This is a genomic window from Mangrovicoccus sp. HB161399 (genome assembly GCF_013184745.1).
In the GTDB taxonomy this organism is placed as follows: domain Bacteria; phylum Pseudomonadota; class Alphaproteobacteria; order Rhodobacterales; family Rhodobacteraceae; genus Mangrovicoccus.
The window spans coordinates 79154-102667 of sequence record NZ_JAATVU010000009.1 but is presented as its reverse complement, the minus strand read 5'-3'; the positions used below and the strand labels follow the sequence as shown (position 1 = coordinate 102667).

General features: G+C 69.0%; 20 protein-coding genes and 1 pseudogene. 10 read left to right on the top strand and 11 right to left on the bottom strand.

What is annotated here, in order from left to right:
• The first annotated feature begins 1 nt into the window (after position 1).
• The 4 genes from HCC78_RS07235 to HCC78_RS07220 all read left to right on the top strand — a co-directional run bounded on the left by HCC78_RS07235 (position 2) and on the right by HCC78_RS07220 (position 2715).
• Positions 2-592, top strand: coding sequence for a GNAT family N-acetyltransferase (locus HCC78_RS07235; protein WP_172328079.1), 591 nt, complete (start codon positions 2-4; stop codon positions 590-592).
• A gap of 126 nt (positions 593-718) precedes the next feature.
• A complete protein-coding gene (locus tag HCC78_RS07230) occupies positions 719-1423 on the top strand; it encodes a CoA transferase subunit A (RefSeq protein WP_172328078.1) in 705 nt (234 codons plus the stop codon).
• 24 nt (positions 1424-1447) lie between these two features.
• Complete coding sequence (locus tag HCC78_RS07225) at positions 1448-2065, top strand: hypothetical protein (RefSeq protein ID WP_172328077.1); 618 nt, start codon at positions 1448-1450, stop codon at positions 2063-2065.
• A gap of 20 nt (positions 2066-2085) precedes the next feature.
• A complete protein-coding gene (locus HCC78_RS07220; RefSeq protein WP_172328076.1) occupies positions 2086-2715 on the top strand; it encodes a CoA transferase subunit B in 630 nt (209 codons plus the stop codon).
• 970 nt (positions 2716-3685) lie between these two features.
• Here the strand turns inward: HCC78_RS07220 and HCC78_RS07215 are convergent.
• Positions 3686-3985, bottom strand: coding sequence for a transposase (locus HCC78_RS07215; protein ID WP_172328075.1), 300 nt, complete (start codon positions 3983-3985; stop codon positions 3686-3688).
• Between the two features lie 1402 nt (positions 3986-5387).
• On the opposite strand from HCC78_RS07215, the gene HCC78_RS07210 reads away from it, so the two are divergent.
• The 3 genes and pseudogenes from HCC78_RS07210 to HCC78_RS07200 all read left to right on the top strand — a co-directional run.
• Positions 5388-5690, top strand: a complete 303-nt coding sequence (locus tag HCC78_RS07210; protein WP_172328074.1) for a hypothetical protein — start codon at positions 5388-5390, stop codon at positions 5688-5690.
• A gap of 412 nt (positions 5691-6102) precedes the next feature.
• Positions 6103-6675 (top strand): integrase core domain-containing protein, encoded by a 573-nt coding sequence (locus tag HCC78_RS33610; RefSeq protein WP_253949084.1) that lies wholly within the window; start codon positions 6103-6105, stop codon positions 6673-6675.
• A gap of 89 nt (positions 6676-6764) precedes the next feature.
• Positions 6765-7470, top strand: a pseudogene (locus HCC78_RS07200) (transposase); the annotation flags it as partial.
• A gap of 523 nt (positions 7471-7993) precedes the next feature.
• On the opposite strand, the gene ftsH reads toward HCC78_RS07200, so the two are convergent.
• The 5 genes from ftsH to HCC78_RS07175 form a co-directional block, all read right to left on the bottom strand.
• A complete protein-coding gene (gene ftsH, locus HCC78_RS07195; RefSeq protein WP_172328072.1) occupies positions 7994-9913 on the bottom strand; it encodes an ATP-dependent zinc metalloprotease FtsH in 1920 nt (639 codons plus the stop codon).
• Positions 9914-9989: 76 nt separating this feature from the next.
• Entirely contained in the window at positions 9990-11219 is a 1230-nt protein-coding gene (gene tilS / locus HCC78_RS07190) for a tRNA lysidine(34) synthetase TilS (RefSeq protein ID WP_371743788.1), read from the bottom strand.
• A complete protein-coding gene (locus tag HCC78_RS07185) occupies positions 11216-12040 on the bottom strand; it encodes a tetratricopeptide repeat protein (protein ID WP_172328070.1) in 825 nt (274 codons plus the stop codon). The genes tilS and HCC78_RS07185 overlap by 4 nt, the downstream gene beginning before the upstream one ends.
• Position 12041: 1 nt before the next feature.
• The gene (gene pal / locus HCC78_RS07180) at positions 12042-12557 is read right to left on the bottom strand and encodes a peptidoglycan-associated lipoprotein Pal (protein ID WP_172328069.1); all 516 of its coding nucleotides are present in this window, start codon (positions 12555-12557) and stop codon (positions 12042-12044) included.
• A 125-nt stretch (positions 12558-12682) separates the two neighbouring features.
• The gene (locus HCC78_RS07175; RefSeq protein WP_172328068.1) at positions 12683-13042 is read right to left on the bottom strand and encodes a rhodanese-like domain-containing protein; all 360 of its coding nucleotides are present in this window, start codon (positions 13040-13042) and stop codon (positions 12683-12685) included.
• A gap of 300 nt (positions 13043-13342) precedes the next feature.
• Here HCC78_RS07175 and HCC78_RS07170 point away from each other — a divergent pair, with 300 nt between their 5' ends.
• Entirely contained in the window at positions 13343-13579 is a 237-nt protein-coding gene (locus HCC78_RS07170) for a hypothetical protein (RefSeq protein ID WP_172328067.1), read from the top strand.
• Between the two features lie 223 nt (positions 13580-13802).
• Here HCC78_RS07170 and HCC78_RS07165 read toward each other — a convergent pair whose 3' ends face one another.
• The 3 genes from HCC78_RS07165 to HCC78_RS07155 all read right to left on the bottom strand — a co-directional run bounded on the left by HCC78_RS07165 (position 13803) and on the right by HCC78_RS07155 (position 16973).
• Positions 13803-15197, bottom strand: a complete 1395-nt coding sequence (locus tag HCC78_RS07165) for a TRAP transporter large permease (protein WP_172328066.1) — start codon at positions 15195-15197, stop codon at positions 13803-13805.
• Positions 15198-15203: 6 nt separating this feature from the next.
• Entirely contained in the window at positions 15204-15908 is a 705-nt protein-coding gene (locus HCC78_RS07160; RefSeq protein ID WP_172328065.1) for a TRAP transporter small permease, read from the bottom strand.
• 72 nt (positions 15909-15980) lie between these two features.
• Positions 15981-16973 carry a DctP family TRAP transporter solute-binding subunit gene (locus HCC78_RS07155; protein WP_172328064.1) on the bottom strand — a complete coding sequence of 331 codons (993 nt, stop codon included), beginning with the start codon at positions 16971-16973 and terminating at the stop codon, positions 15981-15983.
• 408 nt (positions 16974-17381) lie between these two features.
• On the opposite strand from HCC78_RS07155, the gene HCC78_RS07150 reads away from it, so the two are divergent.
• Positions 17382-18779 carry a calcium-binding protein gene (locus tag HCC78_RS07150; RefSeq protein ID WP_172328063.1) on the top strand — a complete coding sequence of 466 codons (1398 nt, stop codon included), beginning with the start codon at positions 17382-17384 and terminating at the stop codon, positions 18777-18779.
• A gap of 57 nt (positions 18780-18836) precedes the next feature.
• On the top strand, positions 18837-20474 hold the full coding sequence (locus tag HCC78_RS07145; protein ID WP_172328062.1) for a pentapeptide repeat-containing protein: 1638 nt from the start codon (positions 18837-18839) through the stop codon (positions 20472-20474).
• On the opposite strand, the gene HCC78_RS07140 is transcribed toward HCC78_RS07145, so the two are convergent.
• Positions 20471-21685: a sigma-54 dependent transcriptional regulator gene (locus HCC78_RS07140; protein WP_172328061.1), complete on the bottom strand. Its 1215-nt coding sequence runs from the start codon at positions 21683-21685 to the stop codon at positions 20471-20473. The genes HCC78_RS07145 and HCC78_RS07140 overlap by 4 nt on opposite strands.
• Positions 21682-23475 (bottom strand): ATP-binding protein, encoded by a 1794-nt coding sequence (locus HCC78_RS07135; protein WP_172328134.1) that lies wholly within the window; start codon positions 23473-23475, stop codon positions 21682-21684. Before HCC78_RS07135 ends, HCC78_RS07140 begins: the two co-directional genes overlap by 4 nt.
• Positions 23476-23514: the final 39 nt, after the last annotated feature.

Genomic DNA, 23514 nt, shown 5'->3' with positions numbered 1-23514 from the left:
GGTGTCCCCTGCCTGCCACGTCCGGATGCTCTCCGGGACCGAACGCGGCGCGGCCGCGGCGCTGGTCTGGCAGGCCTTCTCGCGCAAGCTCGGCACGGCTCTCTTCCCGGAGCCCAAGGCGCTGGCGGTGCTGGCGCAGGCCATCCGCCCCGACTGCGCCCTTGCCGCCGCCTCGCCCGGCGGCGCCATCCTCGGTGTGGCGGGCTTCCGCCTGCCCTGCGGAGCCGGACTGGTCGAGCTGGGGCCCGAACAGCTGCGCCCGGTCTACGGCCGCTTCGGCACGCTCTGGCGCAGCTGGCTGCTCGAGCGTTTCGGCCGGGAGGCCCGGGACGGCGAGCTGATGCTCGAAGCGCTCTGCGTCCGGTCCGACCTGCGCGGCCTCGGAATCGGCTCGCGGCTGATCGACGGGATCGAGACCGAGGCGCGCCGCCGCGGCCTGGGCGCGATCCGGCTGGAGGTCGATGACCGCAATCCGCGCGCCCGCGCGCTCTACGAGCGGCGCGGCTACCGGGCCCAGGAGGCCGTCCGCGCCGGTCCGCTGGCGCCGGTGCTGGGCTTCCGCCGCGCCACGCGATTGGTCCACCGGCTCTGAACCGCACAGCAATGCATCCGCCGCGAAGCTGCCCGAACGATACCCGATTTGGTATGCAGCCATTCCGTTGACACCTTCGCTGCGGCGCGTCAAAACGCTCGGGAGTGGAGGCAAAGGGGATACCCAATGAAGAAAGTTTACGGATCGGCCGCCGAGGCGCTCGACGGCCTTCTGTTCGACGGGATGCTGATCGCGGCAGGCGGTTTCGGCCTGTGCGGCATTCCGGAGCTCCTGATCCAGGCGATCAAGGAAGCCGGCACCAAGGACCTCACCGTCGCCTCGAACAACGCCGGCGTCGATGATTTCGGCCTGGGGATCCTGCTGCAGACCAAGCAGGTCAAGAAGATGATGTCGTCCTATGTGGGCGAGAACGCCGAATTCATGCGCCAGTACCTCTCCGGCGAGCTGGAGCTGGAGTTCAACCCGCAGGGCACCCTGGCGGAGCGCATGCGCGCCGGCGGCTGCGGCATCCCCGGATTCTACACCAAGACCGGCGTCGGCACCCAGATCGCCGAGGGCAAGGAACACAAGGATTTCGACGGCGAGACCTACATCATGGAGAAGGGCATCTTCGCCGACCTCTCCATCGTGAAGGCCTGGAAAGCCGACGAGAGCGGCAACTGCATCTTCCGCAAGACCGCCCGCAACTTCAATCCGCCGGCCGCGATGTGCGGCAAGGTCTGCGTGATGGAGGTCGAGGAAATCGTGCCGGTGGGCACGCTCGATCCCGACCAGATCCACATGCCGGGCATCTATGTCCACCGCCTGATCCAGGGCGAGCACGAGAAGCGGATCGAGAAGGTCACCACCCGCGCCCGCGCCGAGGCCTGACGCAGGATGCGGCCGGAGGCGCCGATGCGGGATCTTGCCTGGCTGGCCCTGCCGGCCGGACTGGTCGTCGCCGCTTCGGCCGTCTTCGCCGCCTTCGGCCAGAGCTATGCGCAGTGGTATCTCGCCTCCGGCGCGCTGATCAGCCTCGGACTTGCCGCCATCGGCTGGGCCTGGCCCGGCTGGGAGGCGAATGCCGGGCTGATCTCGGCCAATCCGCGGGAATTCTGCGGCGCGGCTTTGCAGGTGGCGGGGCTCCCGCTCCGGGTGATGGGCACCCATCTGCGCAGCCGAAACCGCGGCGGGCCGGTGGGACCGCTCGACAGGCTCCTGATGATCCCCTGGGCGCTGCTTTTCGCGGCGGCCGTGCTGGGCTGGCTGATGGTGATCGCGCCGGCGCAGTATTTCGCCTTCCTTGTCACCGGCGCGCCCTCGCGGATTGCCCTGGCATCGCGGGCGGAGATCCGGGCACGCTTCGGGGCGGGACGGCTCGAGGTGGAGGAAGGCCCTGCCGCGGCGGGATCCGGCGGCACCGGCTGGTGGGACGCATCTCTGAGGGCCAGGCCAGTGTCCATGGCCCTGAGTTTCCAAACCGCGGGGTTCGGCATGATCGAGCTGATCTCCGCGGCATTCCAGACAGGTTAACAGATGAGGGAGGCACCGACATGCCTTGGGACCGCAACCAGATGGCGGCACGCGCCGCGAAGGAACTCGAAGACGGCACCTATGTGAACCTGGGGATCGGCATCCCGACCCTGGTTCCGAACTTCATCCCCGAGGGGGTGACGGTGACGCTGCAATCCGAGAACGGCATGCTCGGCATGGGCCCCTTCCCCTACGAGGGCGAAGAGGATCCTGACCTGATCAACGCCGGCAAGCAGACCATCACCGAGGTGCCGAACACCGCGTATTTCGACAGCGCGACCAGCTTCGGCATGATCCGCGGCGGCAAGATCGCGGCGGCGATCCTGGGCGCGATGGAAGTGGCCGAGAACGGCGACCTGGCTAACTGGATGATTCCGGGCAAGCTGGTCAAGGGCATGGGCGGCGCGATGGACCTGGTGGCCGGCGTCGGCCGCGTGGTCGTCGTCATGGACCACGCCAACAAGCACGGCGAATCGAAGGTCCTTAAGGAATGCACCCTGCCGCTGACAGGCAAGGGCGTGGTCGACCGGATCATCACCAACCTGGGCGTGCTCGACGTGGTCGAGGGCGGCCTGAAGATCGTCGAGCTGGCCGACGGCGTCTCCGAGGAAGAGCTGCGCGCCGCAACCGAAGCGACCCTGGTCGACTGATCGGTCCCCGGCAGCATTGCATTTCCAGGGCGCCCTCAGGGGCGCCCTCTTGCATGCTGCAGGCTCCAACGCCGCTCCCCGGACCGGAACCGGCCCAGGGAGCCACCAGGCCCGGCTCATGCGGCACCGGCACCTGTGTCGTCCTGCAGGACGCCCCAGGGATACAGACGGACTGCATCGCGGCGAAGCCGCGCGCCGCCCGGGCCTTCCCCTTCGACGGGCCCGACCGGCGGCACTGGGGCACGATCCGCTGCCTCCTGGCCCGAGACCGCGCGATCGGCTTCCGGCCGATCGGGCATGACAGGCTGGAACAGGCCCACGCCAGTTTGGTACGGACACATGTGCCGTCCGCACGGAGCAAGTGGGCATCCGCCAGACCGTGAACATGCCACCGCGGCCTGATGGCCTGACCTATATCTCATTTGATCTTACGACATCGCACTGTCGCATTTTCCAGGTGGCCATCTCGGCGGAGCCGAGCAGGAAGTGACCTGATGGGAGGGTCGGCGTGCTCTTGCGGTCCTATCCTCCTCAATCAGGACACTCGGCATTCCAGCGCGGGCTTCACGCGCCAGGACAACTTGCCGAAATTCCGCTGAGGGAGGTTTGGCGCGATCCATGGTTTGCGTCGGCTTTCGGTCGTCCGCTGCATGCGCCCCCGGCGTCGAGGCAAGAGCCCAATGTCTTTCATGAGGTTGGCCACCGTCTTTCTTGGCTCTGCGGATGCCCTGGTCGCACGGCTCGGCATGGAAGCGCGGCGCGCCGTACCGCCGGTGGCCGGCCTCGACGACTGCTCGCATCTGCGGCAACGGCGCATCCTCCGCAGCCTGGCGCGCCAAGAATGCGGCCAGCTCCTGCTCACCGAAAAGCCCGGCAGGGCGCGGCCCAGAGCGCTATCCGTCCGACCGCGCCGTCCGCGCGCGGACGGCGCGGTCGGCAACGTGGGCAGCGATGAAGGCGAGCTTGTCCTTCACGGCTTCTCCGCCCACTGCGCGAAAAAGGCCGATGCCTTACCCATCACTTCCGCCTCTTCATTGAGGCACCGGTTCTCCAAGCGCAGCTCGGCCAATTCCGTAGCCTCGGCCTGCTGCTTGCGGATCGCCTCGGCCGAGCCTGCGGCTGTCGGTTCGAGCCGCCAGCCCTTCAGCTGCGGCGGCGTCGCGCCCAGTTCCCGGTTGACGCTGGTTCGGGCGGCATCCGGCTCGGAAAGCCGGGCTAGGCGCCGTTCCTTGAACTCCGCCGGGAAGTGGCGGCGGCACTGTGTGCTCATAGGGAGCCCTTTTCCCTGAGAGCGAAGCAACTCCCAGTCCGGGACCCGCGGGCGAGGCTCAGTCATGCGGCCCGCCCGCCCCCTGCGGCATCGTCGCGGCAGGCTTGGCAACGTGGATGCAGAGCCAGGTCCATCCCGAACCGACAGGCTCCTGAAAAATGATCCGACACATCGAGATCGCGCGGGACACCGCGGTCATGGCCAGGCCGCAGGCCACGTTCCCTTGAAGGCTCCGATCCGAAACCACCCGCCGACTTGCGCGACGCTTTCAGGCAGGTCCTGCACGGATCGCTCTGGTCCGCCGCATTGCCGCCCAGAGACCGGGCGAGAACGCGGCGGCGAACTCGGAAATGCAGACCATCGCGCCGTGCTGGCTTGCACTCCACGAGGATACTCTGGCGCCTGATGCGGTGCTCGGGTAGCTGGGCAGGGATCCCCCCTGACCTCATGGCCTCCTCCGGCCTTTCCGCGACCACGGCGGACCAAGCGATGATGACATCGGCGGCAGTCCGAGCCGCTCAGGTCGGAATCTGCCCCAGCGAAAATGGGCTGCCTCGGTCCAAACCCAGCTCCTGGCGGCGGGACTAACAGCATGCGTCTCCCCCCCTCGTGCAGGGTAGTTGTCACCGTCCTTCGATCTGAGACCTTGCGTCGAGGCGGGCGGGACAGGATGGCCAGTGGGCTGTTCGCCGGAACGAAAGGCGGCGGTTTCCGCGAAGATGCTGCCGCCGAACAATGGGCCATGCCGCACCGCTGGTCCGAGCGGCCATGGCGAATGTCCTTGAACCGGCTGTCGGCTGAGGAAGGGATCTCGCGGGGCACGCTCGCGAAACGGCGCGCCGAGGCGCGGGCGAAGGGCAAGCTGCTGCCCGAAGCGGATGCGCATGTCGAAGGCTGGACGTCTCGGGACCGCCACCGGTCCGAGGGACGAGGCGACCGCGGCGGTGACAGAAGCGGCCGCGCTGAACTTGACCGAGCTGGGCGACTATTGCCGCCGCCGCGGGATTTTTCCCGAGCAGATCGCCATCTGGCGGGAGGCGTGCGAGCAGGCAAACGGCTGGGACCGGACGGCCTCGGCGCGGATCGCCAGGGAGTGCGGAGGGACCGTGGCGCCAGTGGTGCCGCTAAAGCCCGCAGCACAAGGACGACCGGAAGCGGATCCAGCAATGAGGCGGATTGGAGGACAGTCCGGGGGACTGTCCGCCCGCCGAATGAGCGGGAGCTGAGGCGCAAGGAGAAGGCTCTGGCGGAGGCCGCGGCGCTCGTGGTCCTGAGAAAAGGGCGGCGGCGATCTGGGGGGACACGCGGTCCGGCCGAGCCGGATCGGGCCGTCCTGTGGACGGACCGAAGCACGGAACGCCCGGAGCCGTGCGAAGGGCCGACGGGCGGACGGCGAGGGCGAATGACCTCTGCTCCCGATCGCCGGAAGCTCGCGGAGCTCGCCGACGAGGCGATGGCCGCAGGGGCGCGCCGTGCGGCCGCCCGTGCCGGGCCCGGCCTGCATCCGCATGCCTTGGCCCGGTGGCGCGACCCGGAGGTCGGCATCCGCGAGGACAAGCGTCCCCTGGTGCCCCGGCCCGTGCCTGCCAACAAGCTCGGCAGCGAGGAGCGCGCCCGCATCATTGCCACCTGCGCCCTGCCCGAGTTCGCCAGCCCTTCGCCGCTTTGCCCCGTCCCCCGGACGGGCCAATCAGGCTGCGCCTGAACGCTTCTCGCCCAAGCCAGATCGTGCCCAGGCTGGCTGACGAGGGCACCTGCATTGCGTCGGAATCCAGCTTTTGCGCGGTCTTGCGAGAGCACGGCCAGAACCACCGCAGGGGCCGCGCCCGGGCGCCGACGAAAAGAAGGCCGCCCGCCAGCTTCGACGCCAAAGGGGCCTTGCCAGGTGCGGGCTTGGGAGTGAGGCACGGCCCGGCAATGCCGGGATCAAACCGTCCGGGGGACGGTTTGAAGTGCCGAACACCCGGCTCCCGGGGCCGGTCGCGGGGCGGTTTTTCCACCTTTGCATCATCACCGACATCTGGTGCCGCAGGATCACCGGCTGGGAGGTCCATGAGCGCGAGACGCCGGAGAATGCCGCGGCTCTTCTGGAGCGCGCGGTCCGGGCGGAGAAATGCGTGGCCAGCCCGCTGGTATTGCACTCCGACAACGGCAGTCCCCTGTCGGGCATTGCTGGGCAATGCCCGACAGGGGAGCGCATGAAAGGCGCGACCATGAGGGCGACGATGGAGCGGCTCGCCATCACGGCCTCCTTCAGCCGGTCCCGCGCATCGAATGGAAATGCCTTCTCCGAAGCGCTGTTCCGGACCTGCAAGCGCCGTCCGGGCTGGCCTCCGCGCAGCTTCGTCGGCATCGGGGCGGCTCGGGATTGGGTCCAGGCCTTCGTCGCCTGGCACAACCGCGAGCACCGCCACAGCGCCATCCGCTTCGTCACGCCCGGGCAGCGCCACCGCGGCGGGGAGCGTGCTCTCCTGGAAAAGCGCCGCCAAGTCTGCGAGCTGGCCCGGGCGGCGCGGCCAGAGCGCTGGTCAGGCAGCACGCAGCTCTGGACGCCGATCGGATCGGTCTGGCTCAACCCGGAACGGCCCGACGAGATGCCGGGAGGCCAAGGGGCCGCCGGCGCGCTCGCCAGGGAAGCAGTCGGCGGCGGCCCCTTGGCCGGGCCGGGAGAGTGCGCAGCCTCAAAATAGGCACCGGTGACAACAACCTTGAAAAACACCGGCCTGCCACTCCGGCGGAGTGAGCCAGCGCGGCGCCACTGGTTCGAGCCCTCTGGCGAACAGGCACGGCGTCCGGCATTCTGAAAACGGCGGGTCTGGACTGGCCGGTGCCGGACTTCTCCACGCTCAGCCGGCGACAGAGTGAGACGGGACCGTGGCCCCTGTGGTGCCGCAAAAGCCCGATGAATGCGTGGCTGGCCAGGAAGCTCGGCACGCACCGCCGCCGCCAGTACCGCGAGGTCCCTCTGCCATGGACATGGCCGCCGGCGACATCCGCGCGGTGGAATTCACGTCCAGCCGCGTGGGCGACAGCCTGGTTCTGCCTGATCTCCCGGACCAGATCCCCGATGACGAGCAAATCGGCACCCTCATCGGCGAGTCGCAAGCGGGTACGCCATCTGTTCGAGCACCGCTGGCGACGCCTTCGGCACCCGCCGGTGCCACTCGGCAATCCTCGCGCGCGGAGGCAAAGCGGTCATCCCGATCCGCAGGAACGACCGTCTCGGGAAGGAGGGCTGTCCTGCTGCGTCCGCTCGGAACGACATCCAGCGCCTCCCCCGGCGCCTAGGCAGGACGATCTGGAAACGATTGTCGGGCTATCATGTCCGGAGCCGGATCGAGGCGAGGATGAGGAACCTGAAATCCTCCGGCGAACGGATTGTCTCAAGGGACCCCGGCCGCCAGACCGCCGAAATCCACATCCGAGTTGCCCTGATGAACCGCTTCAGCGCCCTCGGCACCGCCGAGATTGAACGCGCGGCCTGACCTCAGCTTGGGAAAGGGGCACCCCCCGCCCCCCCCCGACGTTGAGTCCTGCAACAATGTCGGTCCGGACGCAACTGTCGGGCCGCCGGCTCCGCGGCCATGCCTTGCTGCGGATGACCGACCGCAAGCCCTTCCCCCGACGGAGCGTGCCGCGCCGACAGACCCCCCGGAACATCCCATCCGCCGGGAAAGGTTGCCTCAAATTCCACGGAACCGGCGGGATGGGACGCGACACGCATGATGTCATCCTCCGAACGGAGCCTCAGGTCCACACGCCGCGTCCGGTAGAACCGTTGGTCGAACTTGCGTGCAGCTCGGTACCACTCACGGGACCCGCGATCGCCTGCATCCAATGCGGCGCGTCGAGAGCAGGCCGGACAGCGCAGCCGGAGCCGCGACGGAACCTGCCGGCATCCGCGGGCGCCCGGCCGGAGGACCGCAATCGCGCTGCATGTGGGGCAGACATGCAAAAGGCCGGTCCCCTTCGGAACCGGCCCTCGCCATTTCATCGCCTTGCCGCGGATCAGGCCGTCGGCTCGGGCTCCATGCCGGAATCCGACGGCTTCGAGCGGCCCTTGGTCTTCGGGATCGCCGTCACCGACGGGGCATTGCCCGAGGGCGTGCTGTCCTCGTCGTCGTCGCCGCGGTTCAGCGGCTCGCCGTTGATCACCTTGGTGATCTCCGAGCCGGTCAGCGTCTCGTATTCCAGCAGGCCCTGCGCCAGGCGGTGCAGTTCCTCGTTCTTCTCGGTCAGGATCCGCTTGGCCGTGGCGTAGCCCTCGTCGACCAAGTCGCGCACCTTGGAGTCGATGCGCTTCTGGGTCTCCTCGGAATGGTCCTTGCCGCCGCCGTAATTGCCCAGATAGCTCTGCTGCTCGTTGGCGTAGTCGACATAGCCCAGCTCTTCGGCAAAGCCGAACTGGGTGACCATCGCGCGGGCGATCTTGGTCACCTGCTGGATGTCCGACGCCGCGCCCGACGTCACGTTCTCCTTGCCGAAGATCAGCTCCTCGGCCACGCGGCCGCCCATCGCCATGGCGATCTTGGAGGTGTACTTCGTGTAGGTGACCGACAGCTGGTCGCGTTCCGGCAGCGACAGCACGAGGCCGAGCGCCCGGCCGCGCGGGATGATCGTCGCCTTGTGGATCGGATCATGCTGCGGGACGTTCAGGCCGACCACGGCATGGCCCGCCTCGTGATAGGCGGTCAGCTTCTTCTCTTCCTCGGACATGACCATGGAGCGCCGCTCGGAGCCCATCATCACCTTGTCCTTGGCGTTCTCGAAATCCTCCATCGTGACGAAGCGGCGGCCGACGCGTGCCGCCATCAGGGCGGATTCGTTGACCAGGTTCGCCAGATCGGCGCCCGAGAAGCCCGGCGTGCCACGCGCGATGATGCGCAGGTCGACATCGGGACCGAGCGGCACCTTGCGGGCATGGACCGACAGGATCTTCTCGCGGCCCTTGATGTCCGGGTTCGGCACCTGGACCTGGCGGTCGAAGCGGCCGGGACGCAGCAGCGCCGGGTCGAGCACGTCGGGACGGTTGGTCGCCGCCACGATGATGATGCCCTCGTTGGCCTCGAAGCCGTCCATTTCCACGAGCAGCTGGTTCAGCGTCTGCTCGCGCTCGTCGTTGCCGCCGCCGTAGCCGACGCCGCGGGACCGGCCCACAGCGTCGATTTCGTCGATGAAGACGATGCAGGGGGCGTTCTTCTTGGCCTGCTCGAACATGTCGCGCACGCGGCTCGCGCCGACGCCGACGAACATCTCGACGAAGTCCGACCCCGAAATGGTGAAGAAGGGCACGCCCGCCTCGCCTGCGATGGCGCGCGCCAGAAGGGTCTTGCCGGTCCCGGGCGGGCCGACGAGCAGCGCACCTTTCGGGATCTTGCCGCCGAGGCGGGAGAATTTCTGCGGGTTGCGCAGGAATTCGACGATCTCCTCGAGCTCGTCCTTGGCCTCGTCGATGCCCGCGACGTCGTCGAAGGTCACCCGGCCGTGTTTCTCGGTGAGCAGCTTGGCCCGGCTCTTGCCGAATCCCATGGCGCCTCCGCGCCCGCCGCCCTGCATCCGGTTCATGAAGTAGATCCAGACGCCGATGAGCAGCAGGAAGGGAAGGAAGGTCATGAGCAGCGTGGTGAAGCCGGACTGTTCCTGCGGCCGTGCGGTGACGGCGACGTTCTTGGCGATCAGCTCGCTGGTGATGTCCGTGCCCTGCGGAATGATGGCGACATAGTCCTTGCCGTCATTTCCGCGGATCAAGGCCTTTTCGCCGTCGAGGGTTACGCTGTGGACTTCGCCGGCTTCCACGGACTCCACGAATTCGGAATAGCTGATGGATCTGGAGGACATGGTCGACTGACCGCCGCTGAACAAATTGAACAGAGCGAGGATCAGCAGAAACAGGACCACCCAGAAGGCGATGTTTCGCGCGTTGCCCAAGGCAATTCTCCTAGTTATGGGCCGGCGCAGGCGGGGCCGGCACGTCCCCCCTAAGATAGACATACGGGCGTGATCTTCAATGAGATATGAACGAACGTATGAACGCATCCCTGTCGCGGCAGGGAACCGCCTGCCATTCCGTGCGTTCCAGAGCGGGTGCGGCGACCAGCTTTCCGTTGCGCCAAATGCCCGGCGTGACCTGTGCCAGCAGCCATGGGAGCCCGGATCCGCGCCAATCGGGGCACTGTGCCAAGCCCGCCTCGCCCAGCACCGCGACAGATAGCCCCGGCTGCTCCGGACCGTCGATCCGCCAGCCCGCCCAACTTCCCGGCGCGCCCGAAACGGCGCTCCGCAGCGCCTCCGGCTCGGGCTGGATGCACAGGCCGGTGCGGACGGGGACCAGCAGGCAGCCATGCAGCGTGTGCCTGCGCCCCGCCCGTGCGGCGGCCTCGGCGGCCTTCAGCGCCGCCAGACGCGGCCGGTAGGGATTGCCCGACACGAAGCAGGCCGCGCCCGCGAGCAGCCGCCAGCGGGTCTCGTCGGGGGCCTGCCAGAGGCCGGAGCCGAGGGTCACCGCCCCGGCTGCCGCATCCGCAATCTCCGCGGCCAGCGCCGCCGCAGCCTGTTCCAGCACGGCCCGCGCCGCGGCCATCCGTTCCGCCGTTTCGGCCAGCCCCCCGGCAGTGATGCCAAGCCCCCCGCAGGCGGCCAGAAGCTGCCGCGCCCGCACCCGGTCGAAGCGCGGGTCCTCGTTCGAGGGATCGTCGGTCCAGCCGATGCCCTGCCCGCGCAGCCAGTCCCGCAGGGTTTCCCGGCTCTCTCCCAGCAGCGGCCGCAGCCAGGCAAGTCCTTGGTCGCGCCGGGATTCGGCCATGCCGGACAGCCCATCGACACCGGAGCCGCGCGCCAGCCGCATCAGCACGGTCTCGGCCTGGTCATCGCGGGTATGGCCGAGGCAGACCGTGGCGATGCCCGCCGCCGCCGCCCAGCCGCGGATCAGCTGCTGGCGCGCGCGACGCGCCGCATCCTGCAGGTTTCCGCTACCGTCCCAGCCGCGCCATTCGAGAATGTCATGCCGCAGCCCCAGCGCCGCGGCAGCCCGGCCGACCGCCCGGGCCTCATCGGCGGAGGCCGCGCGCAGCCCGTGATCGACGGTGACCACGCGCCAGTCCCGCGCCGGATCGATCCGGGCGGCAAGATGCATCAGGGCTGTGCTGTCGCTGCCCCCCGAAACCGCCAGCCCGGCTGGACCGGGTCCGGCCGCCGCAAGCAGCCGCCGGAACGCCGCATCCGCCGGATCGGTCACCCGCAGGTCTGGCGGGCCAGGGCGGTCTGGGCTTCGCCGGCTGCCGGCGTGCCCGGGAAGCGCGCCTCGACCTGGCCGAGCGTCAGGCAGGCCTCGCGGGTCTGGTCGAGCTGCGCAAGGCTCTGCCCGAGGCCGAGCAGCCCGGCGGAGGCGATGCTCTCGTCGGTGGTCTCGGTCTGGGTGAAGGCCTCCAGATAGGCCCGCCCGGCATCGGCATGGCGGCCGAGCGAGGTCAGCGCCTTGCCGCGCGCCAGCTGCGCCGCCGCCGCCAGCGGGCTGCGCGGATAATCGGACAGGAAGCGGTCGAACCCGTCCAGCGCGCCCGCGGCATCGCCGGAGGACAGCTTGGCCTGCGCCGCCTGGAAATCGGCCGACTCGCCGGTGGCGAGCTCGGGCTTCGCGGCCGCCTGGCCGGAGGCCGGGGGCGCGGTCACGGCAAGTCCCGACTGGCCGCCCAGCGGCGCGGGCGGCTGGATCTGGCCCAGATCGCCGCCTTCCAGCTCGGTCAGGCGGAAATTCAGGTCGCCGACCCGGGTCGTGCCGTCATCGACCACGCGGTCGATGCGGTATTCCAGCTCCTCGGTGCGCGCGGTCAGCTGGCGCAGCTCGGCCTCGAGCCCGTCGAGCCGCTCCAGCGCGCCGCCCGAAACCGTGGCCGGGGCGTTGGCCGCGCCCGAAGGCTCGAGCTCGCGCTTGAGCCCCTGGATCTCGGTGTTCAGCGCCCTGAGCTGGAGACGGATATCCGCCAGCGTTGCCGCCCGGTCCTGCGCCATCAGCGCCGTAGGCAGCAGAAATGCGGTCAGAAGCAGGACGCGGCGCATGTCAGACCCCTGCCCCGGCGCTGACCACGGTCACGGCGCGGCGGTTCTTGGCATAGCAGCTCTCTTCCGAGCAGACCTCGATCGGGCGCTCCTTGCCGTAGCTGACCGTCTTCAGGCGGCTCGAGGGCACGCCGCGGGAGATCAGGTAGTCATAGACCGCGCTGGCGCGGCGCGCGCCGAGGGCGAGGTTGTATTCGCGCGTGCCCTGCTCGTCGGCATGGCCCTCGATCACCGCCGAGAAGGACGGGTTCGAGGCCAGCCACTGCGCCTGGCCGTCGAGAATGCCGCGCGCTTCGGAGGTCAGGCTGGACTGGTCGACGGGAAACAGCACCCGGTCGCCGACGCGGGCCTGGAAATAGGCCGGCGAGGCGGGGTTGGCGATGCCGTCCGCACCGCTGCCATAGCCGTAGCGGTCGCCGGCCAGATCCGTGCTGCCGCTGAGGTTGTCGGCACGGTTGCTGCAGGCGGCCGTCAGCGCCAGGGCCGCGACCAGGCCCAGGGAAGCGATGCGATTCATGAATGGACCCTTAATTCCACTGCTCGTATTAACGTCCTGTTTAGCAGATCGGCGGAGAGCCCACCACTGCCGGAATGCGTCACGAAGGGTTGATCGCGGCGCAATTCCGCCGGTTTCCGCCTCGGTCAGGCGCCAGGCATGCGCTGCGGTCCGCCAGTGGCCATGTTGGTGCCGATATAGGGCAGCCCCGCGGCCTTCCAGGCGCCGAAGCCGCCTTCCATATGGGCCAGCGGCGAGACCCCGGCCCCGGCAGCCAGCTCCGCCACCTTGGCGGAGCGCATGCCGGAGCCGCAATGCAGCACGATCCGCTTGCCGTTCTGGTCCGGCAGCGCGCCGGGGACGAAATAGGCCATCGGCATCAGGAAGGCGCCCTCGACATGCTCCAGTGCGTATTCCGCCGGGGTGCGCACGTCGATCAGCACGATTTCCTCGGCGTCCAGCGCCGCCTTGACCTGGGCCGGGCTCCAGTTTTCCAGCTGGGACATGGTCTTTCCTTTCCGCTTGGGCCTCCGCGCCACCGCGGGGCATGCCGTACTCCAGATAGGCGGCGCGGGGCGGGCTGCACAGGTGCAAGCTGTCGCGGGCGCAGGAATGGTGCAGCCGCGAAAGCGTTTAAAATGCGGCCTAATTCCTGCGCCGCGGCATGGCCGAATCCGCCCGATGTTTACGCTCCGTTCACGGCGGGCCGCGCAACCTCCGGCCACGGGGACAGCCGGCCCTGACGCGCCCCGCGGCCCGTCTGCGCCGCCTGTCCGGTCGATGATTTACCGGCATTGGAGGCCGCCATGAAAAAGATCGTACTCGCCATCGCCGTCAGCGGCGCGATGGCCGCACAGATGTCCCACGCAGAACCGGCCGCCGCGCCGCAGGTGACCCAGATGGCCGGCGCCGGTGCCGGCGGCGCGCTTGCGGGCGGGATCGGTCCGGCCGCCATCGGCATCGGCATTGCCGCCGCTGCCGCCATCGGCGTGGCCGTCGCCATCTCCGCGCAGACCCACAGCTCCTCCAGCTCCACCGACTGAGCCGGACGGCGGACCCGCGCCCGGCCGCGCCGGCGGCTGCCGGACAACGGCGGCGGAACAGGATGCGCGGGAGCGCCCGACCCGGCCCCCGCGGTCCCGCGCGGGACCGATGCAGTCTTCGGGCGGCGCGCGATGCCCTTCGCGGTGCCTGCACCCGCACAAGCGGAAGGGGCCGCCGGTTGTCCACCGGCGGCCCCCTGCATGGCGCTTTGCCTCGGCGGGATCAGTTGGTGATGATCTCCGGCCCCATCATCAGCGTCGGCAGCCAGGTCGACAGGAAGGGCACGTAGGTCACCAGGATCAGGAAGACGAAGAGCACCGCCAGGAAGGGCGCGGCGGCGCGCACAACGGCCATCATCGGCATGCCCGCGACGCCCGAGGTCACGAAGAGGTTCAGGCCGACCGGCGGGGTGATCATGCCGATCTCCATGTTCACCACCATGATGATGCCCAGATGGATCGGGTCGATGCCCAGCTCGATCGCGATCGGGAAGACCAGCGGCGCGACGATCACCAGCAGGCCCGAGGGCTCCATGAACTGGCCGCCGATCAGCAGGATCACGTTGACCATGATCAGGAAGCCGATCGGGCCCAGCCCGTAGCCCAGCATCGCCTCGGCGATGTGCTGGGGCACCTGCTCGTCGGTCAGCACGTGCTTCAGGATCAGCGCATTGGCGATGATGAACATCAGCGTGATCGTCAGCTTGCCCGCGTCATAGAGCGTCTGCACGGTGTCGCGGTGGAAGAAGGCGGTGACCAGCGCATAGGGCCGCTCGAGCAGCGTCATGTGGCGGCCGGACTCGCCGCCCGAGAGCGGGCCCATGTCGCGGTATACGAAGCAGGCGACGATGAAGGCATAGACCGAGGCCACGGCGGCCGCTTCGGTCGGCGTGAAGATCGCGCCGGTGATGCCGGGAATGCCGTAGATCCCCACCATGATGATGACGATCAGCATCAGCCCCCAGAAGGCGTCGCGGAACGATGCGCCGATCTCGTCCCAGCCGAGCCAGTCGCCCTTGGGCAGGTTCTTGACCTTGGCCATCACGTAGATCGCCACCATCAGCATGCCGCCCGCCATCAGGCCCGGGATGACGCCCGCCAGGAACATCCGGCCGACCGAGACGTCAGTGGCGGAGGCGTAGACGACCATAACGATCGAGGGCGGAATCAGGATGCCGAGCGTGCCGGCGTTGCAGATCACGCCCGCCGCGAAGTCCTTGGAATAGCCCACCTTCTGCATCGCCGCGATGACGATGGAGCCGATCGCCACGACGGTCGCCGGGGACGAGCCCGAGAGCGCAGCGAAGATCATGCAGGCGAAGACGCCGGCGATGGCGAGGCCGCCCGGCAGGTGGCCGACGCAGGCAATGGCGAAGCGGATGATCCGCTTGGCGACGCCGCCGGTGGACATGAAGGACGAGGCCAGGATGAAGAACGGGATCGCCAGCAGCGTGTAGTGCCCGGCCATCGCTTGGTAGAGCGACTGCGACACCGAGGCCAGCGAGCTTTCCGAATTGATCAGCAGGAACAGGATCGAGCTGAGGCCGAGCGAGACCGCGATCGGCACGCCGATCAGCAGCAGCGCCACGATCACGACGAAGAGGAGAACGATTTCCATCGCGGATCAGTCCTTGTAGTAGGGGTGGTCGTGGTCGTGATGGGTGGCGGAGAGGTCGTCGACCTGGTCCTCGGCCTCGTGGCTGACGATCAGGCTGTCATGGGTGCCGTTCAGCACGCCGACAAGCGCCTCGATCACACGCACGAACAGCAGCAGGCAGCCCACCGGCAGGATCAGGTAGGGGATCATCCGCGGCAGCTTCTCGTAGCTCTCGCCCGCGTTGAAGACCGGCTCCATCCAGCGCAGGAAGTCGAGCATCGGGATCTGGTCGGTCTCGTACCAGGCCTGGTCGCGGCTGTTCTCGAAGCCGGTCGGGAACCAGCGCCCCGAGGTCGCGTCGAGGCCCGCGAACGGCGCCCAGTAGTCGTAGGCCCCCTTGAGAAGCAGGAAGGCATAGAGGATGCAGCACAGCGCCGAGATCACGCCGAGGATCCTCTGCGCGTTCTTCGGCACGATGTTCAGAACCGCGTCCACGCCCAGATGCGCGGTGATCCGGAAGGCGTGGCTGATGCCGAACAGCACGAGCCAGGCGAAGAGCACCAGCACGACCTCGAGGCCCCAGATGATGCTGTGGTTGAACACGTAGCGCAGCACGACGTTGACGAAGGTCAGAAGCACCATCGCGCCCAGCAGGAAGGCGATGATGACCTCTTCGGCGCGGGCGACGAACTGCCCGAACATGGTCTCTGGTTGATGTCTCTGCCCGCTCATGGGCCACTCCCCCGGTTATGCAGTCGGAAAGGGGGCCGGACTCGCGCCCGGCCCCTGCCCGCTTGGCGCGGATTACATGCTTTCGTTGATGGCCTGCGCCGCCGCGATGTTGTCGGCGCCGACATCGCCCTCGAACTGCTCCCAGACCGGCTTCATCGCGTCGACCCATGCCGTGCGCTGCTCGGGGGTCAGCTCGCGGATCACGCCGCCCGCATCGAGGATCGCCTGGCGGTTCTCGGCATCGACCTGGGCGATGGCCGCGTTGCGCTCGTTGGTCACTTCGGTGACGATCGTGCCCAGCTGCTCGCGGACGTCCTCCGGCAGGCTGTCCCACCAGTCGGTCGAGGTCACCAGCATGTAGTCGAGCACGCCGTGGTTGGTCTCCGTGATGCCGTCCTGCACTTCGAAGAACTTCTGGCCGTAGATGTTGGACCAGGTGTTCTCCTGGCCGTCCACCACGCCGGTCTGCAGCGCGCCGTAGACCTCGGAGAAGGCCATCGGCTGCGGGCTGGCGCCGAGCGCCTGCATCTGCGCGACGAGCACGTCGGAGGGCTGGACGCGGAACTTCAGGCCCTTGGCATCTTCCGGCAGCAGCAGCGGCTTGTTGGCCGAGAACTGCTTCAGGCCGTTATGCCAGAAGCCGAGGCCGACGAGACCGCGGCGCTCCATCGAGTGCAGCATGTCCTGGCCCGCATCCGAGGTCTGGAACGCGTCGACGGCTTCCATGTTCTTGAACATGAAGGGCAGGTCGAAGATGCGGAATTTCTTGGTGAACTTCTCGAATTTCGACAGCGACGGCGCGGCCATCTGCACGTCGCCCTGCAGCATCGCCTCCAGCACCTGGTCGTCGTTGTAGAGGGTGGAGTTGGGATAGACCTCCATGCAGGCCTTGCCGTTCATCTCCTCGTTGACGCGCTCCTGCAGCAGCGAGGCGGCGATGCCCTTGGGGTGCTTGTCGGTGTTGGTGACATGGCTGAACTTGATGACGATCTCGCCCTCGTCGCAATTGGCGAAGGCAGCAGATGCGGACAGGGCCAGAACGGCCACGGTGGTCAGGAATTTCACGAGATGTCCTCCCTCGTTTTCGATGTCAGGGCCCGGCGGGGCCTGACGCCGTTAAGCAACGATGCGCCCCGACCGCACAAGCGGGCGGCAATATTCTTGCGCAGAAGCCGATTAAGCTGCTGACCCATCACGGTTTTCCGGTGCATAGCGGGGTTGCGCCCTGGTCATGGCCCGACAGCGTGTGCGGAATTCCGCACAGCCCCTGCGCAGCTTGTGCGGAATTCCGCACACGCCCGTCCGAATCGCGGCGGCCCCGGCCGGAGCGGCCGGTTCGGCGGCCGCGGACCCGCCTGCCGCCCGGCGGACGGGTCCGCGGCAATGCAACTCCGGATTGCGCCAGATCATGGCGCGTCGCGCCGCGCGCGGGCATGCTGCGGACCAGCGACATTCCAGAAAGGAGTGCGGGCCATGTCCACCCCATTGCCAGACACCCCGACATTTGCCTTCGACTACCTTGCCGACAGGCTGACCATCACCGGAACCCTTGCCTATGAGGACGGCGACCTGGTTCCCTTCACCATCGGCATGCCGATCTTCGGCGGCTTCTTCGAGCCGGGCTACGACCCGCCCTCGGAGGGCACCGGCACGGTCCAGTACGACGGCCGCGTCAGCTTCTCCAACTGGCACCACTACCTGACCGACCAGAACCTGCTGGAATACGGCCAGCCCAGCTACATGAGCTTCGAGACGCCGGACCAGCTGGTGCTGCGGCTCGACAACCACAGCCGCTACGATCCCTATGAATGGGAATACTGGTACGAAGGGCTCTATTTCAGCCTCGACGAGGAGCTCGGCGCGCTGACCGGCCTGACCCACTACAATCGCTGGTGGTACCTGGATTACGACGGCGGCTCGACCGCCTACACCGACAATGCGTTCTGGACCTTCGGCACGCCGCTGCTGCTCGCCGACATCGTGCCGGACGATGTGCTGGTCGCCTACGGCACCGATGCGGGCGAAGTGCACGATTTCTCGGACAGCTCCTGCCTCGTGGCCTTCAACGCGCTCGGCGGCGATGACCACGTGACCGGCTCGGCCTTCGGCGACCAGCTGGTCGGCGGGCTCGGCTACGACACCATCCTCGGCGGCGCAGGCGGCGACACGATCAAGGGCGGCATCAACGCCGACCGCATCTTCGAAGGCGGCGGCGACGGCCTGGTCTACGGCGACGAGGGGGCCGACGTGATCGACGGCGGCGACGGCGCCGACACCATCTTCGGCGGCGACGGCGGCGACCTGCTGCGCTCGGGCACCGGCGACGGCGACGCGCTCTGGGGCCAGCTCGGCCGCGACCAGCTGGTGCTTCAGGGCGAGAACGGCAAGGCCGGCGGGGGGCTCGGCGATGACACCGTCACCGCGACCGGAGGCGCGGCCGAGATCTACGGCGGCTTCGGCAACGACCTGCTGACCGGCGGCGATGCGGCCGACCGGATCGACGGCGGCGCCGACAGCGACACGCTGCGCGGCGGCGGCGGCAACGACCTGCTCTTCGGCCGGGACGGCGACGACCGGCTGCGCGGCGGGCTGAATGCCGACCTGATCGACGGCGGCATGGGCAACGACACGATGATCGGCGGCTTCGGCGCCGACACCTTCGTGCTGGAGGCCGGGCTGGCCGCAGCCCAGCAGGACGTGGTCCTCGATTTCGAGGCCGGGATCGACCAGGTGGTGCTGGGCACCGCCGACAGCTCGGCCTGGACGCTGGAGACAACCGCCACCGACACGGTGCTGACCTTCCTGGCGACCGGCGCGACCGTCACCTTCGAGGGCACGCCCGGCCTCGGGGCGGAGAACCTGTTCCTCTGACCCTGCGTCAGATGCCCCTTCCCGCGGAGCCTGCCCCTGTGGCAGGCTCCTGCCATTATGACCAGCCGCCTTTTCCCCGATGGCCGCCCGCGCGCCGCGCTTCCTGTCAGCCCGGAGCAGGACGGCACCGGCCTGGCCATCGCGCGGATCAACGACCTCACGCGGGCCGGGCGGGCGAACTGGTTCGGGCTGCTGGCCTATCTGGCCTTCGTCACGGTGACGCTGCTAGGCGTCGAGAATATCGACTTCTTCCTCGACAGCCGCCAGACCGAGCTGCCGCTGGTCGGCGTGTCGATCCCCACGGCCAGCTTCTTCGTCGCCGCCCCGATCCTCGGCGCGGCGCTGCATGTCTACCTGCATCTCTTCGTGCGCAAATCCACCGCCGCGCTGATGGTCCCGCCCGCCGAGGTGAACGGCGCGCGGCTGGAGGCGCATGTCCTGCCCTGGCTCCTGAACGACCTCGTCCTGCGCTGGCGCGGCGACGGATCGGCAGAGGCCCGCCCGCTCGACCTGCTCGCCACCGTCACCGCGATCCTGCTGATCTGGTGCGCAGGCCCCTTGATGCTCGGCTATGCATGGTGGCGCAGCTGGCCCGCGCATGATCCGGTGATGAGCTGCCTCGCGCTCGCCTCCTTCGCCGTCGCGCTCTACGCCAGCCTCGTCAGCCTGCTGCAGATGCGCTGCGACCTCGCGCGCCGCCCCCGCCGGGCAGAGGCCGCGCTGATCTGGGAACTGGCCGCGACTGCAACCATGCTGGTTCTTGGCGCGATGACCGCCGACAAGGTGGTCGAGGGCAACCTCGCCGGAGCGAACCTCCGCGAAGCGGTGCTGACGCCCCAGCCCGCGGACTGGCTGCCCTACGAGATCCACAAGCGGCGGTTCCGCATCGAGTGGTGCGCGCGCGAGGGGCTGGATGCCGAAACCTGCGGCCCGCCGCATTTCTCGGACGCGGAAAAGGTACCACATCTGGACAGGCTGCGGGAGGTCTGGTGCAAGCACTGGTCCCGGAGGCTCGGGACGGAGGACTGCGCCACGTTTTTCGCGAAACTTGACAAGCGCTTCCCCGATGCCTGGGCGATGGAGCGCAGCACCAAGCGCGGGATGCTGACCCGCTGGGCCCCGGACCATGCCGACCTGCGCGGCGCCGATCTCAGCTCCGCCGGGCTGCAGGCGGCAGACCTCCGCGAGGCGCGGATGGAAGGGGCAGACTTCAGCTCGGCACGGATGGAGGGGGCAGACCTCAGTTTGGCGCAGATGGAAGGGGCAAACTTCAGCGAGGCACAGATGGAAGGGGCAGACCTCAGCTTTGCGTATCTGGCCGGAACCCGAGAGGCCGCCATTGCGTTGAACGGCACGAACCTGAGCGCGAGCTTAAACTATGGCGGCGCGCTCAGGTTCGTTTTCCTCCGCGGAATCAAGTTCGACGCGGCGACCGACTGGCGCATTGCCTTTCTCGACGGCTCCGTCATCCTGCCTGCGGGCTTTCCCGAACCCGTCACCCGCGCCTGTGGCTGGATCACTGCGCCGATCGAAGAGGATGTGGAGTTCTTCGGCAAGTGGCGCGGGTGGCTGGAAGCGGGAACTTGGGGCAGTGATTGGGAGGACTTTGCTCCCGATCCATGGCGGGAAGTTCAGGCCATCTTGCCGCCCCCGGACTGCCAATGGGACACCTCCCCGCTGCCCGGCGCTCTCTAGCGGTACTCCTCCGGCTTCAGCCCATGCCGCGCGAGCTTGTCGTAGAAGGTCTTGCGCGGCAGCTTCAGCTCCTCCGCCGCGCGGCTGGCGGCGCCGGCGTTCCTCTGCAAGGCCCGCACCAGCAGCGTCTTCTCGACCTGCGCCATGTGCTCGGCCAGGCCCAGCCCCTCGCCCGCCTCCGGCCCGTCTAGCCCCAGCACGAATTGCGTCGCCTCGTTCATCAGCGCCCGCGCGTTCCCCGGCCAGTCGCGCGCCATCAGATCGGCGAGATAGCCGTCGGGCACCGGCGGCACCGGCACGCGGGAGCGCTCGGCGATGTCGGCGACGTAGTAGAGGAAGAGGTCGGGGATGTCCTCCACCCGGTCCTTCAGCGCCGGGATGTCGACCCGCACCGCGTCGAGCTGCAGCCGCAGATCGGCGTTGAAGCCGGGCTCCAGGCCCAGATCCTTGTAGGTCCCGGCGATCAGCAGCGCCTCGGTCCCGGCCTCCAGCCGCTCCAGGAGCGCGAATTGCGTGTCCGCCGGCAGCGCAGCCACCTCGTCGAGGAAGAGCGTCCCCGCCCCGACGGCACCGAAGGCCGCTGAGAGATCGGCGACGGACAGGCCCGACGAGACGCGCCGTTCGAAGATCTCCGCCTCGCGCCCGGCCAGGCGCCGCACGACATCCGCGACCTTCGGCGTGTTCGCCCCGTCCGGCCCGGTGACCAGCACCGCCTGCCCCGCCGCCGCCACCGCGCGCAGCCGGTCGCGGTAGTTCTGGGCCACCGCGCTTTTCCCCGGGATCATCCGCGCCGCATGGTCGCCGCGGGTCAGCCGCCGCTTCAGCGCGCGGTTCTCCAGCACCAGCGCGCGCAGCCTCATCGCGCGCTCGACGCTGGCGAGCAGGGTCTTGGGATCGCAGGGCTTTTCGAGGAAGTCGAAAGCGCCGTCCTGCATCGCCCGCACCGCCATCGGGATATCGCCCTCGCCGGTCAGCAGGATCACCGGCAGCTCGCCATCCTGCGCGCGGGCGAAATCCAGCAGGTGGAACCCGTCGCGGCCCGGCATGCGGATATCGGTGACGATCACGCCGGGAAATCCGGGGCCGATCACGTCCTTGGCCGCCACGAAGCTGCCCGCGGCATGGACCTTGTACTCGGCCAGATCCAGCGTCTGCGCCAGCGCCTCGCGCACCAGCGGGTCGTCCTCGACCAGAAGCACCTCGCCCGTCATGCCGCCGCCTCCTTGCCCGGGGCCGGGAGCGTCACGGTGAAGACCGCGCCGCCGCCCTCGCGGTTGTGCCCCTCGATATTGCCGCCGAAGCTCTGCACCAGGCCGTAGGAGATGGAAAGGCCGAGCCCCATCCCCTCGCCCGGCCCGACCTCCTTGGTGGTGTAGAACGGATCGAAGATGCGGTCGGGATGGGCCAGGCCCGGACCGCGGTCGGCGACGGAGATGCGCACCTCGGCCCCGGCTTCCTCGGCGCGGATGGTCAGCGCGCCGCCCGCAGTCCCCATCGCGTCGAGCGCGTTCAGGACGAGATTTGTGACCACCTGCTGCAGCCGCACCTCGCCGGCCATGACGCGCAGGGGCGCGGCGGGCGGCTGCCAGTCGATCGCGGCGCCGCTGTCGCGGATCCGGGCCGCGGACATTTCCAGCACGGCGTTGATCACGCGCACCGGGTCGACCGCGCGGACCGGCGCGTTCTCCTGCCGGGCGAAGGCGCGCAGGTTGCGGATGATCCGCGCCATGCGGTCGCCCAGCTCGGAAATCCGAGCGAGGTTCTGCGCCACCACCTCGGTGCGGCCGCGCTCCAGAAGCAGCTGGGCGTTTTCCGAGAAGGACTGGATCGCCATCAGCGGCTGGTTCAGCTCGTGGCTGATCCCGGCGGACATCTCGCCGAGCGCCGAGAGCTTGCCGGCCTGCACCAGCCGGTCCTGCGCCGCCTTCAGCTGCGCCTCGGCGTCCTTGCGCTCGGCCACCTCGTGGCGCAGCTGCTCGTTGGCCTGCGACAGCTCGCGGGTGCGGTCGCGGACGCGGGCCTCCAGCACCTCCTTCGCCGCCGCCTCGGCCAGCAGCCGCCCGCGCAGCGCGTCGCGGCGGGCCAGCAGCCAGAGGCCGAGCGCGCCGAGCGACAGGCTGGCCAGCGCCGCCAGCCCGGTCTGGGTCAGCGCCATCCGCCGGGCGGTGGCGACATTCACCAGCACGTCGGCCTGCATGCCGATCTGCGGCAGCTCGCGCTTCGCATGCAGCGCCAGCTTCGGCAGGTAGCGCCCGCCCGCCGGGATCCGCCACAGGTCATGCCCGGCCGCCTGCCGCGCCTGGTATTCCGGGAAGGCGCCGCCCGTCGCCCCCATCGTCGCCAGCACCAGCTCGCTGCGGTTCGACAGCATCACCCGGCCGCGCATGTCGCGGAAGAACACCGCGGAGGGATCGGCGCGCCACTCGGCCTCGATCGCCTCCAGGTCGACCGCCACGACCAGCACGCCGGTCGGCGCCGCGCCGCGCTGGCCGAAGACCGGGGCGGCGAAGGCGAAGCTGCGCCGCGCGGTTTCGGGATCGACGCCGGTGGCGAGGCCGAGCGCCCCCTGGAAGGCGCGTTCGGCCGCCTCTTGCCACAGCAGCGGCAAGGGCGTCTCGCGCTCCAGGTCGCTGCGCGCGGTGACGTGGCCGTCGCGGCGGTAGACCGCGATCCTCAGCGCGCCGGTCTTGTCGCCGATCGACTGCAGCAGCTCCTCGGCCTCGCGCAGCGTCACCTCCTGCAGCGTCTGGCCGAGCGCGGCGAAGCCCGGGCGCAGCAGCGCCTCGACCTCGGGATGGTCCGACAGCAGGACGGCGAGCTCGCGGTAGCTCTGCAGCTGGGCAATCAGCCGCTCGGAGGTCTGGGTCAGGTCGGTCTCGGCGCGCGCCGCGACCAGCCGCAGCGCCGAGGACCAGCTGAGCTGCCACGCTGCCAGCCCGACCGCGGCCGAACCGCAGAGGACAAGGAGAACGAGCAGGAGGCGGCGGCGGATCAGCGTCATGGAGCGGACCATAGGACGCCGCCCTGTCCGGGCCAAGGG